The 12757-nt window shown below is 45.9% G+C and carries 9 protein-coding genes; 6 read left to right on the top strand and 3 right to left on the bottom strand.

The window, feature by feature from the left end:
• The first annotated feature begins 101 nt into the window (after positions 1-101).
• The 3 genes from RYL88_RS00260 (at position 102) to RYL88_RS00250 (ending at position 4934) form a co-directional block, all read left to right on the top strand.
• A complete protein-coding gene (locus tag RYL88_RS00260) occupies positions 102-521 on the top strand; it encodes a TOBE domain-containing protein (protein WP_314988466.1) in 420 nt (139 codons plus the stop codon).
• A gap of 240 nt (positions 522-761) precedes the next feature.
• Positions 762-2975: a TonB-dependent siderophore receptor gene (locus tag RYL88_RS00255; protein ID WP_314988465.1), complete on the top strand. Its 2214-nt coding sequence runs from the start codon at positions 762-764 to the stop codon at positions 2973-2975.
• A 210-nt stretch (positions 2976-3185) separates the two neighbouring features.
• Positions 3186-4934, top strand: a complete 1749-nt coding sequence (locus RYL88_RS00250; protein ID WP_314988464.1) for an ABC transporter ATP-binding protein/permease — start codon at positions 3186-3188, stop codon at positions 4932-4934.
• A 442-nt stretch (positions 4935-5376) separates the two neighbouring features.
• Here the strand turns inward: RYL88_RS00250 and RYL88_RS00245 are convergent, their stop codons facing one another.
• Positions 5377-5907, bottom strand: a complete 531-nt coding sequence (locus RYL88_RS00245) for a chemotaxis protein (RefSeq protein ID WP_314988463.1) — start codon at positions 5905-5907, stop codon at positions 5377-5379.
• 155 nt (positions 5908-6062) lie between these two features.
• Here RYL88_RS00245 and RYL88_RS00240 point away from each other — a divergent pair, with 155 nt between their 5' ends.
• The 3 genes from RYL88_RS00240 (at position 6063) to RYL88_RS00230 (ending at position 9165) form a co-directional block, all read left to right on the top strand.
• Entirely contained in the window at positions 6063-8309 is a 2247-nt protein-coding gene (locus RYL88_RS00240; RefSeq protein WP_314988462.1) for a nitric-oxide reductase large subunit, read from the top strand.
• Between the two features lie 76 nt (positions 8310-8385).
• Positions 8386-8931 carry a DUF1523 family protein gene (locus RYL88_RS00235; RefSeq protein ID WP_314988461.1) on the top strand — a complete coding sequence of 182 codons (546 nt, stop codon included), beginning with the start codon at positions 8386-8388 and terminating at the stop codon, positions 8929-8931.
• 96 nt (positions 8932-9027) lie between these two features.
• The gene (locus RYL88_RS00230) at positions 9028-9165 is read left to right on the top strand and encodes a hypothetical protein (protein ID WP_314471421.1); all 138 of its coding nucleotides are present in this window, start codon (positions 9028-9030) and stop codon (positions 9163-9165) included.
• 259 nt (positions 9166-9424) lie between these two features.
• Here RYL88_RS00230 and RYL88_RS00225 read toward each other — a convergent pair whose 3' ends face one another.
• Positions 9425-11857 (bottom strand): EAL domain-containing protein, encoded by a 2433-nt coding sequence (locus tag RYL88_RS00225; RefSeq protein WP_314988460.1) that lies wholly within the window; start codon positions 11855-11857, stop codon positions 9425-9427.
• On the bottom strand, positions 11854-12729 hold the full coding sequence (locus RYL88_RS00220; protein WP_314988459.1) for a cytochrome c peroxidase: 876 nt from the start codon (positions 12727-12729) through the stop codon (positions 11854-11856). The genes RYL88_RS00225 and RYL88_RS00220 overlap by 4 nt, the downstream gene beginning before the upstream one ends.
• Positions 12730-12757 lie beyond the last annotated feature (28 nt).

Here is a 12757-nt window from a genome sequence, read left to right as displayed (position 1 = left end):
GATTTTTGCATATTCGGTTTTTAAGTTTTATAAAAGTTTAGGTTGTTAATATTCGCTCAGATTTTAATACGAAATCAAATTTAATCACAAAGGAAAACGCAATGTTTAGCGCAAGAAATCAACTACAAGCTCAAATCACGGAGGTAAGAGAGGGAGCGGTAAACTCTCTAATCGTAGCAAAATTGCAAGGCGGAGAGACCGTAAAAGCAACCGTAACCGTAGATAGCCAAAAGGCTCTAGATCTAGTAGCGGGCAAAAAGGTAGTTTATCTATTTAAAGCTTCTTCTATCATAGTAGCTAAAGGCGAAAACGGTCTAAAACTAAGCGCTACTAACCAACTAAAAGGTAAGGTAGTAAAAGTAGTAGAGGGTGCGGTAAATGCCGAAGTAGATATCGAGATAACAGGCGGAGATAAACTAAGCGCTATCATCACTAACGAATCTGCTAAAAACCTATCTCTAAAAGCGGGTGATGAAGTAACTGCTATCATTAAAGCTAGCCACATTATTATAGGTGCTTAATTATTTAAATAGCGAGTGTTTTAAGTAATGCTCGCTAAATTTTAAATTTGATCCAGATTTACTTCATCTTTTCTTTCAAAATTTAACTTTTTTCATAAAATTTTTAACCCAAAATACCAAATCTATCCGCTCGAATTTAACCCCTGTTTTGTCTGATTTAGCGCTTGTTTGCTCTTTATTTTTTCTTAAATATTTTGATATATAATTTGCCTAATCATTATCAATATTAAGGAGAAAATTTTGAACGCACAATGCAAATTTGCAGGCTTATCTATTTACCTTGCTTGCTCGCTTTATGCAGTCGATGCGAACCTCGGCGAGGTGACCGCCTATGGCAAGGCAGACCTATCCACGACCGAGGGAACGGGCTCGTATACGACGGGAAATATGAGCACCGCAACCGGACTAAATCTAAGCATACGCCAGACGCCCCAGTCGGTATCCGTCGTCTCAAATCAGCTCATAAAAGATCTAAACCTAAAAGACGTAGACACTGCGATGAACTACGCGAACGGCATCACGCTCTACCGCGATAGCGGGCGCGACCGTATCGTCTCTAGGGGATTTAACATCGACAATATCCAAGAAGACGGCGTCGCATCCTCGGTCTCGATCACGGCTCAAGGCACGCTTGGATTTTCAAAAGAATTTACCGATCTCGAGTTTTATGACCGGGTCGAGGTGCTTCGCGGCGTGGCGGGCCTTACGCAGAGTAACGGCGAGCCCGGCGGTACGGTAAATCTCGTCCGCAAGCGCCCGGGTGACGAGCTTGGCGTAAATTTGGGCCTAAGTATGGGCAGCTGGAATAACTACAGAGGCTCGTTTGACGTCACCGACGCGCTAAACACAGATGGCACGATCCGCGGTAGGCTAATCGGCATCCTAAATAAAACCGGCTCGTTTAAAAACCACAAAAACGGTCACCGAGAGGCGCTGGGCGGTACGTTTGAGTTTGATCTAACGGATAAAACGATGCTAACTACCGGCCTCATCTGGCAAAGAACGATCGGCGTCTACGACATCTACGGCGTGCCTGCTAGCGATGCCGGCGGCAATCTTTTAAATTTGAGCCGCAAAAGCTACTTCGGCTCGAGCTGGGACAAAAGCGAATACGAGAAATTTAACGCCTTTACCGAGCTTTCGCACCAGCTTAGCGACGATACGAAAATCTACGCTAAACTAAACTACACCAAGAGCGAAGGAATGTTTAAATTCGGTGCGATGGGCGGCACAAACCCTTACAACGTCGCGATAGCAAGACCGACGCACAACGTGAGATTTAGAAAATACGATAACGAATCGGACGAGGTAAATTTACAAATCGGCGCAGATGGTAAATACGAACTTTTCGGCCAAAAGCACGAGTTTTTCGTAAACGGATCGCTCTCTCGCGAGAAATTTACCCGCCACGACAAATGGGCGCCAAACGCCAGCCTAAGCTCGCTGGGTATAGGGCTATATAACTGGAACGGTAGCGCCATAGCCGAGCCAAACTGGGGCGGTAGTAGCATCACCGACGATGATCTATACACGACTAAAATTTATCAGCGCGCCTTTGGTATCGGCACTAGATATAACTTTACCGATGATTGGCATTTGCTAGTAGGCGGGAGATTTACCAGCGTAAAATACGACAAAAAGTGGGACGACCTAAAAAATCATACGAGCAAAAAGACGCTAGATCTAACCAAAAATCACTTCGCGCCTTATGCGGGACTAACATGGGATTTTGCCAAAAATCACAGCTGGTACCTTAGCTACGCCGAGATATTTAAACCTCAAAGCGCGACGGACGCTAACAAAAATATCCTAAAGCCGATCGTTGGCTACAACGTAGAAACGGGCGTAAAATCAGAGTACTTTGACGGCGCGCTAAACACGGCCGTAGCGCTATTTCAGGTCGTACAAGAAAACAGAGCCATCCAAGATCCGCTAAATACCGCCAACAGCATCGCCGAGGGCAAGGTGCGAAGCCGCGGCCTAGACCTTGAAATTTCAGGCGCGCTAACAGATAGGTGGAACCTCTTTGCCGGCTATACGTTTAACAAAAGCGTCTATATGAAAAGCGAGAAAAAGACCTCTACGAACGTAAACTACGACAAGGGCGCGAACGCAAAATCCTACGTACCTAAGCATTTGTTTAAAATTTACACCAGCTACGAGATACCTTTTTCAAGCAGCCAAAAGCTGAGCTTTGGTACCGGAGTGAGATGGCAGAGCGCGACTTCGGGCTTTTATCAAAACGTAGCCTACGTAGCGCCGGCACAAAAAGCCTATGCGCTTTGGGACGCGAACGTGAACTACTTTTTCAACAAAAATTTCAGCCTCGGACTCGCGGTCAAAAACATAACTGACAAAAAATATTTCATGAACACCCAAAACAGAACCGCCGGCATGAACAACTTCTACGGCGATCCGCGAAATTTCACGCTGACGTTTAACTATACGTATTAAAGGGCTTTGGCGGGCTAAATTTGCGCGAAATTTTGCTTTTTGAAGCGGCGAGTAAAAACGCCGCTTCGCTTTTTCTAGCGGGGCGGGCGTAAATTTGGCGCGAAAGGGCAGAGCGGACAAATTTGCTCAATGCAGGCTAAATTTAGATTAAAATTCGCGCCGTAAAAAAGACTCGCCGTAAATAGCAAAAACCAAACAAAAAGGCTAAATTTGCAAATTTTAAAGAAGTTTTTCATCATCGCGGGCTGGTTTTGGACGGGCAAGCGCTCGCTGGGGGCGTGGACGATGCTGGCCGTGACGCTGGGAGCTAGTCTAGCCATCGTCAAGGTCGCGACGCTCATGAACGCATGGGATAAAAAATTTTACGACGCGATCGAGAAATTTGAAAAAGATCTCATGCTCCCGCTCGTGGGCGAGTTTCTCGTTTATACCGCGATTATCGTGCTTTTTATCGTGATAGGAAACTGGTTTAAAAAGCTGCTTGTGATCTCGTGGCGCGAAAACCTAAGCCAAAAGATGGAAAATTTATGGCTAAAAAACGCAAATTTTTACCGCTTGTCCGGCGCTGCGGGCTTTGATAATCCGGATCAGCGTATCGCCGAGGATAGCCTCCTGCTCGCCGATAAGAGCGTAAATCTCATAAAATCCATGGTTTACAACCTCTCCAAGCTTTTTGCCTTTACCTTTATCCTCTGGGAGGCATCAAAGGTGTTGCGCTTTAGCGCGTTTGGACGCGAGTTTGCGCTGGAGGGATTTTTGGTCTACGTCGCGCTCGTTTATACGCTTTTTAGCTCGCTTATCACACACCTCATCGGCCGCACTCTAAAGCGCCTTAACTACGAAAAGCAGCAGGTTGAGGCCGACTACCGCGCAAACCTGCTCATTACCCGCGAAAATGCCGAAGCCATCGCGCTGATGAAGGGCGCGTGCGCCGAAAAATCGCGCTTTAGAGCGAGTTTTGGCGAGGTAGTGCGCAACTGGCGCGTCATCATGAACACCGAGTTTCGCCTTGAGTGCTTTTCGGCAAGCTACCTAAAGGTCACGAATCTCATCCCGATTTTCGCCTGCTTGCCGCTTTATTTTGCGCACGCGATGAGCTTTGGCGATATGATGCGGGCACGCTCGGCGTTTTACAGCGTGCAGGACGGCTTTGCGTGGTTTATGGATTATTATAAACAGATTATGGAGTGGGCTGCTAGCGTAGAGCGCGTGTATAAATTCATCGATATAGCTCAGGCGACGGATTCTAAGGTCAAATTTGACGCTAAAATTAGAGAGCAAAACAGCGATCTTGACGGAGTGAACGAACCTGCCCAGGTAACGGCAGCAAATTTGGCACAAGATAAATTTGACGAAAACGCCGAAGCAAACGAGCTAAGGTGTACAAATTTACAAATTTTTACCCCGAGCGGCGAGAAGCTGGTTTGCGGGCTAAATTTGAGCGTAAAAAGCGGCGAATGGGTGCTGCTACGCGGCGCTAGCGGAACTGGAAAAAGCAGCGTATTTAGGTATATCGTGGGCATCTGGGATCACGGCTCTGGAGAGGTTTGCGTACCGCGCGGGACGATGAGCGTACCGCAAAAGCCGTTTTTAGCGCGTATGAGTCTAAGGCGGCTTATCGCGTATCCTAGTGATTTGCAAGGCGTCGATACCGATTTTGAGGGGATTTTACGGCGCGTACGGTTGGAGAAATTTATCCGCGAATTAGACGAAGTTAAAGATTGGGGCAAGATTTTAAGCGGCGGCGAAGCGCAAAGGCTTGCGTTTGCGAGGGTTTATTTTGCGCAGCCTACGTTTTTGCTGCTTGACGAGGCGACTTCGGCGCTTGATAGCGCGCTGACAAAAGAGCTTTTAACCGCCCTAAAGCGCGACTTTCCACGCCTTGGCGTACTAGCTATCACACACCAAGAGGAGCTTAAATTTATCTTTGACAAGGTTGTAGATACAGATAAAATTTAAAAATTATCGCTAAATTTTTAGTCCTATATTAAGCCCGTTTTGTTAAATCAATACACTTACGCACCGGAGCGTTTTATATTTTATTTTTTATCAAAACGACCACATTTTATCTTTTTGTATCGGTTCAAAGAGCACGATTTAACGCAAGTTCCAAATTTACGGTTAAACGGTCTCCCAAAAATCTCAGCTTCGTTTTGATCGCGTCCTGATTTTTTTCGCGTAAAATTTGCAAAAACTCTTTAAAATTTGGCATAAAATCGAAACGGCGGGCGCGAATTTATATTCGGCCGAGCCGTCTTGCTCAAACTCGTCCGCAAAACAAATCCGCGCAATCCCGCCAAAAAGCAAAACGCTAAAAGTTATGATTAAAATTTCGGTTATTTTTAAAATTTGAGTCCTTTCAAAAATGCAAATTTAACCCCTGCGTCGCTTGCGGCCGAGCTTAAGCCGCTTTTTTGACGCCGTTAAATTTAGCGCCCTTAAATTTGAGTTCGCCGCAAAATCTCTTGCCGAATTTCGCCTCGACGATAAGAACCAGCACGAAAAATATCTTTTCGTCGTTTAAAGAAGCGATTTGGCGCAGGGTTTGATCTGCACCGCTAAATTTGACGCCGTTTTCGCGCAATGTGCGGCAAAACTCGGTCTCATCAAAACCCAGTTTTTGTGAGATTTGGGCGATAGTGTAGGGCTCTAGCGAGGCGATAATGCGGTCCATGTTGCACATGCTGGGATTTTTGCGGCGAGTGACGACGTCTATGAATTCGTTTGAGAGCTTAATGAGCTTTTTCTTGCGATTTATCACGTGCAAAAGCGCTGCGAGCGCAACCAAAAAGCCTGCAAATTTATGCGCGCTCATCCAAAACTCGCCGTACTCTCCAAGCGCGAAATTTAGTCCCGAAAACGCGAGCAAACTGAGCCCCAAAATCAGCGCGCAAACCAGGCAAAATTTATAAATAATCTCGACTTTAAGCATAAAATCTCCCAAAATATATTTTCGTAATTATACATTTTTAAAATAAGCAATATTTTAAGGACAGATTTTATCCTTTTATTGACGCAAATCATTCGATTAAATTCTCGTTTTGGATAAACTATCGCCCGAATTTTCATATCACAAAGGAGAAAAGTATGCGTGAATACAAGAAGTATTGGTGGGCGCTGGTAGCAGTCGTTACTATCGCCTTCGGGATACTCGGCTATTACGGCGTAGAGGTTTACCGTGAAGCGCCGCCGGTGGTGAGTTTTGCCGATAAAAACGGCAAAATAATAGTCGAGCAAGAGCAAATTTATAAAGGTCAAGAGGCCTGGCAAAGCATCGGCGGTATGCAAGTGGGCTCGGTCTGGGGACACGGGGCGTATCAGGCGCCTGATTGGACGGCTGATTGGCTGCATAAAGAGCTAGTCGCGTTTATGGATATAAAGGCAAATCAGCTTTACGGAGTTAAATTTAATGCTCTTAACGCCGAGCAACAAGCAAACATCAAGGCTCTAACAAAGAGCGAATACCGCACGAATACGCTAAAAAACGGCGTTATAACGATCAGCGACGAGAGGATCGCCGCGGCAAAAGTAGTGCGCGACGAGTACAACGGGCTTTTTGGCAACGATCCGAAATACCAGAAGCTACGCGAAAACTACGCGATGAAAAACAACACGCTGGCTAAAGAAGAAAACCGCGAGCAGCTAAATGATTTCTTCTTCTGGGCGACCTGGGCTACGGCGACGAATCGCCCAAATAGCGAAGCTACGTACACGAACAACTGGCCGCACGAGCCGCTAATCGACAACGTTCCGACGCAAGAAAACGTATTTTGGACGATTATTAGCGTCACGATTTTGGTTGCGGGAGTTGGCTTACTAGTTTGGTTTTCAAATTTCTACGGCGAAAAAGATCACGAGAAACTCGCTCCTATCGATGCCGATCCGCTTTCAAAGCTAAATTTGACTCCGTCTCAAAAGGCGCTTGGCAAATACCTTTTCGTAGCACTCGCGCTATTTGTTTTCCAGATCATGATAGGCGGCTTCGTGGCGCACTACACGGTCGAGGGACAGGAGTTTTACGGTATAAATTTATCCGAGCACATACCGTACTCTTTGGCGCGCACTTGGCATATCCAAGCGAGCATTTTCTGGATCGCGACGGGCTTTTTGGCGGCCGGACTTTTCCTAGCGCCTATCATCAACGGCGGTAAGGATCCTAAATTTCAAAAACTAGGCGTGGATTTGCTATTTTACGCGCTGCTTTTCCTAGTCGTGGGTAGCTTTATCGGCGAGTACATGGCGATAGCGGGTAAGATGGAAACGTCTACTAGCTTTTGGCTCGGTCACCAAGGATACGAGTATATCGAGCTTGGCAGGGTTTGGCAGCTTATTTTGTTTGTCGGTCTTGTTATCTGGATGGCGCTCGTGCTTCGCGGATTCGTCGGCGGATTTAAGGCTGACGGCGATAAAAACCTGCTAGCTATCTTTACGGCTTCTGCTATCGCGGTGGGACTTTTCTACGGCGCGGGACTATTTTACGGACAAAGAAGTCCGCTACCGGTGATGGAATACTGGCGCTGGTGGGTCGTTCACCTTTGGGTCGAGGGCTTTTTCGAGGTGTTTGCGACCGCTTCGCTTGCGTTCGTGTTTGCATCTTTAGGCTTAGTTGGTAAAAAATTTGCGACCTATTCGACTCTAGCGAGCGCGAGCTTATTTTTGATCGGCGGCATCCCGGGCACCTTCCACCACCTTTATTTTGCCGGAACGACTACTCCGATCATGGCGGTGGGCGCTAGCTTTTCTGCGCTTGAGGTCGTGCCTTTGGTGCTTCTTGGAGCCGAGGCCTTTCATCAGTATTCGCTTCAGTTCGCGCAAAGCTGGGCGAAAAATCTCAAATGGCCGCTTTACTGCTTTATCGCGGTGGCGTTTTGGAATATGCTGGGCGCGGGCGTGTTTGGCTTCCTTATCAACCCGCCGTTATTTTTATTCTACATCCAGGGTCTAAACACCACTTCGGTGCACGGACATGCGGCGCTGTTTGGCGTTTACGGATTTTTGGCGCTAGGTTTTGTTTGGCTCGTGGCGCTTTACCTTTTCAAAGGGCAAGAATTTAACGACAAGCTGATGAAAGTAGGCTTTTGGTCGCTAAATGCGGGACTAATGCTGATGATTTTAGCGTCGCTGCTTCCGATCGGTCTTTATCAGGCCGTCGCCGCGATAGACGTGGGCATGTGGTACGCTAGAAGCGCGGAGTTTTTACAGATGGATCATTTGCAAAATTTACGCTGGCTAAGGATGATCGGCGATACGATCTTCATCATCGGCGGCATTTGCTTCTTTATCCAGATTCTTAAATTTATCGCGGGAAGCTGCGGCTGCAAGGCCAAAGCCTAATCCCTCTAAGCCCCTATTTTAGGGGCTTAGCTTCTTCTAAACTTCTATCTTGTAAAATTCGTCCCAAAGGACGAAAATGCAAAAATTTAAAAAATATCTCCGAAATTTTATCTTTGGCTTCTTGATTGCCCTGCACGTTACGGCGTTTGCGGCGATAAACTACGCTTTTCCGCACTACGACGAAGCGATCATCACGGGCGGCGAGGTCAAGCGCATGGACAAAGACGGCTTTATCGACGCGCAAAATCCCGCTGACGGCCCGACGCGCGACGTGTATTTTATCTACACGCGCGAAATTAACGGCACGAAAGTGATGCCGTATCGAAACGAGGACACGGGCTGGGGCTTGCCGCTTTATTTTAAATTTAACTCCGCCGATGTCCAAGCCGCCGCCCAGAGTCTAGTGGGCGAAGGCAGGGCGCAGATCAAATACTACGGCTGGCGTATCGCGGTGCTAGATATGTTTAGAAACGCCGTTTCGGTAAAAAAGCTAAAAGATGGCGAAACGCGCGCAAATCCTATTTTTAGCTATGTATTTTACGCTTTGACTGCGGTTTCGCTTGCGGTTTGCGCCGTTTTTGTTAAAAGGAAATTTAAAGACGAGCTAAGCTCAAATTTATAATCCAAGCTAAATTTGAGCGGTTTTTCGTCGCCTCGCTCAAATTTGGCTAGGCAAAAGCGGCAAATTTGACGTAAAATTTGAGACCAAAGGACATGCGTGAGCGAGCTATACATCTTTATCTCCGAGCTTTGCTCTCTGATAAACGAAAATTTAAAAAAGAATTTTTATTTTCAGGCGGGATTGTTTTTAGTTATAGTTTTACTCGGATTTTTGGCGGTTTGGATGCGGGATTAGTCAAATTTGAGCGGACAAATTTGGCTAAGACGAGCTAAATTTAACGGACGCAAGCCGCGTAAATTTAATGCTAAAAAGCAAATTTTAAAAATCCCAAAAATACCGCCAAGGTAGCATCAAACTAGCGCATCCAGACGTCCCGGCGTTTTAGCGTAAAAAGCTAGCATAACAAACCAAGGTTAAATTTGCTTAGTAAATTTACCCCGCTTATACGCACTCCGCCGTCAAATTTAACGCGGTATAGCCGCCGCACGAAAATTTACTCTTTTATGTTATCCGGCAGCATCGGTTTGCCTAGCAAAAATCCCTGCGCGTATTTGATACCGAATTTTTTTATTTCTGCAAGGATCTCTTCTGAGCTAACAAACTCCGCCACGACGTTGTAGTCCTGTCTTGCGGCAAAGTCGATGATGGTTTGCAGCAAGTAGCGGGCGTTTTGATCAAACGGTAATTTTTTGATAATCGAGCCGTCGATCTTGATCGTGTCGATATCAAGCTCCAAGATACGGTAGTAGTTAGAGTAGCCGCTACCGAAATCATCGATCGAGATTTTGCAGTCGTAGGCGCGGACCTTGTTGATGAAATCGTTTACGATATTATAATCGTCCACGCCTTCGCTCTCTAATATCTCAAAATACACGCGCTCGGGGCTAGAGCATACGCGTAGTTTTTTCTCAATGAGTTCTCTTATGCTCTCGTTTGTGATATCGCTACTTGAAAGATTCATCGAAAAACCCACGTTTTCAAATCTCTCGACCAGTCTAAAGACGTGTTCGATGACCTTTTTTGTGATGTCGTTATAAAGCGAAATTTTCTTTGCGATATCAAGAAATTCGCCAGGATAGCGTATCTTGCCGTTTTCGTCGATGAGGCGCACGAGCACTTCGTAGTATTTTATCCGCGCGCTTTGGCCGGATACGTCGTAGATAGGCTGACACTCGACGATAACGGTGTCGTTATATAGTGCGCTCTCGATAGTGCGCGACATGATTTGGTTGTGGTAATACTGCTGCTCGATGTAGCTGTTTTCGGTATAAAACTGCGCCGCCTCGCCCCTTTGCACGGCTTCGTGGTGGGCTAGCATGGCTTGAGTTAGGCGATTTGTCTGCACTGTGTCTTGAGGCATACTGACGCCTAAGGTTATTTTTATGTTAGGTATGGATTCGCGCTCGCCGTCTACGGTTACGTAGAGATTTTGCGTTTTGAAATAATCTACGAATCGCTTAGCGTCCCTGTTTGCGTCCTCGCCGTTATACCAGATGCAAAATTCGTCAAACTGCACTCTGTAGATATCCGCGTCCATCGCGTAAGTATCAATACAAAGCTTTAGCGTAGAGGCAAACGAGGCGATGATAAGGTCTACGGTTTTGGTCTTGTAAAAAAATCTAAAATCCATAAAATTGTTTATGTTTATGTAGATTATCATCCCGCTAGGATGGCGCTCCATGCGCTGCGTGAGCGCGAAATAGCTGCCAAATCCAGTTAGCTTGTCTATGAGGGCTTCGTTTTGCAGCTGCTTGTTTTTATCTTCGAGCTCTTTTGTTATCGCTATCTCTTTGGTTCTATCGAATTTGATCGCCATGTAGCCGTCTTTGTAGCCTTTTTCGTTAAAAAGCGGCGAGAAAACGACCTGCTCGCGTATTAATTTACCGCTTTTGGTTTTGCTGATTAGCTCATCAGCGCGCCAGATATTATCGTTTTCTATCGCGTCTATCATTCTTTGATAAAACTCTTGCGGATGTAAGCCAGATTTTAGTAAATTTATATTTTTGCCGCTTATCTCTTCAAATTTATAACCCGAGTTTTGCTCGAAAATTTTATTTACGTATCTGACTTGCTTATTTAGATCGGTAAAAGCGATGGAGTTAAAGCTGTTATCCACGGCTTGTTCGAAGCGATTTAGCAGTCTGATGTTGTTTCTAGCCCTAATATACGATAGATAAATAAACGCCGCCGTAATCCCGAAAAGTACGAACACGAAAATCGTCGTGCCGCGTAAATTCGACGTCACGCGCTCTACGTAGGCATCGTTTTTGCTTCTTAGCTCGTATAGCTTTTTGCTTAGATTTAGGTCTTGTATGCTAGCTAGCGTCCGGTCTGCTTCCTCGTAGCGCTGCAGCAGCTTTTGCGCGCTTTGTAAAAAATCTTTCTCGCGCTCGTTTAAATTTAGGCTTTCATAGCTTTTTAGCAGCTCTTTAGCGCCGTTTATATCGGCGTTTATACCGTATCTAATCAGCAAAATTTTAGGCAGCAGTTCGCTAAAACGCGAGTCGTTTAAAGAGCTAAATTTCAGCATCGTTTCTTCAAAACCAAGCTTTGCCAGAGCGCTAAGAGAGTTAAATTTATCGATTAGCTCGCTTTTTTGATCAAACGTTTCTCGTATCTCGTTTACCGCTCCCTCGCCGATAGCTAGCCGCTCAAACGATGCCAGCTTGCCGGAGCTTAAATTTAACAAATCGTTTTTAAGACTGGCCGCATATCTCATCGTCGCATCGTAATCAGCCTGCAAAAACGTCCTTTTTAGCGCAAAGTCTATCTCGTCGTCGGAGTCTATCATGTTTTCTATCGCGCCTTTGTATTCGTAGGCTTTGATTACGTCTTTGGTGGCTTTTTGCGTCATCACCGTGCCGAAAAACGCGATGCAAGCGATGATGAAAAGTAAAATTTTGTGAAAGATTATCTTGTGTTTCATTTTAAAATTTCCGGTCGTTCGCCGCTTAAAGCAAGCAAAAATTTATAAAGCAACCTTGTCTGCTCGTCGCTTAACTCATAGCCGATACGCTCTTTGGCGATAAATTTTATCGCGTCTTTTAGATCCGCTATCTCGCCGCTATAAAGATAGGGCGCGGTCTTTTCGATATTTCTTAGGCTAGGCACTTTGTAGCGAACCTGTTTGCCTTTATCGCTGGAGCTTAGCTCGTAGTAGATATTAGCGCCTAGATTGACCCCGCCGTGGCAGTTTATACAGCCGATTTTTTTAAATAGCTCAAACCCGCGTTTTTGCTCCGCATCCAGCGCGTCTTCGTCGCCGCCGATAAATTTGTCGAATTTGGCGTTTGGCGTGACGAGGGCTTTTTCGAAATTTACCAGCGCGTCGGCGATGTTTTCAAAGCTTACGCCGCCCGGGTAAAGCCGCTCGAACTCTTTTTTATAAACCGCGTTTAGACCGACCTTTTCTTCTAGTTTTTTGGGCTCCTCGCCCAACTGCTCTTTGCCGGTTAGACTCTGTTTTACCTGATCTTTTATATCTTTTACGCGGCCGTCTTTAAAAAATATAAAATTTAGCGCCGAATTTAGCGCCGTAGGCGGGCTGGCTTCTTTGTCGGCGGAGATTTTTAGGTTTTTTTTGCTCGTGCCGCTTAGCTCCCAGTAAAGGTTGTGGCATTTCTCGCAAGATACCGTGCCGCCGGGGCTTAGCGACGCGTCAAAAAAGAGCTTTTTGCCTAGCCGCGCCTTTTCGTCGTCGTATTTAAGCGGTGCCGCCGGACTTAGCGAGGATGCGAAAACCTCGGCGCAAAAAAAAGGCAAAATGCAAAAAAATATCGGCAAAAACGCTCGCGGCAACTAAAATCCTTTTTAAATTTTAAATAAA

This window comes from uncultured Campylobacter sp., assembly GCF_963517995.1.
GTDB lineage: Bacteria > Campylobacterota > Campylobacteria > Campylobacterales > Campylobacteraceae > Campylobacter_A.
The sequence above is the reverse complement of the archived record's forward strand: the minus strand, read 5'-3'. Positions and strand labels throughout refer to the sequence as shown.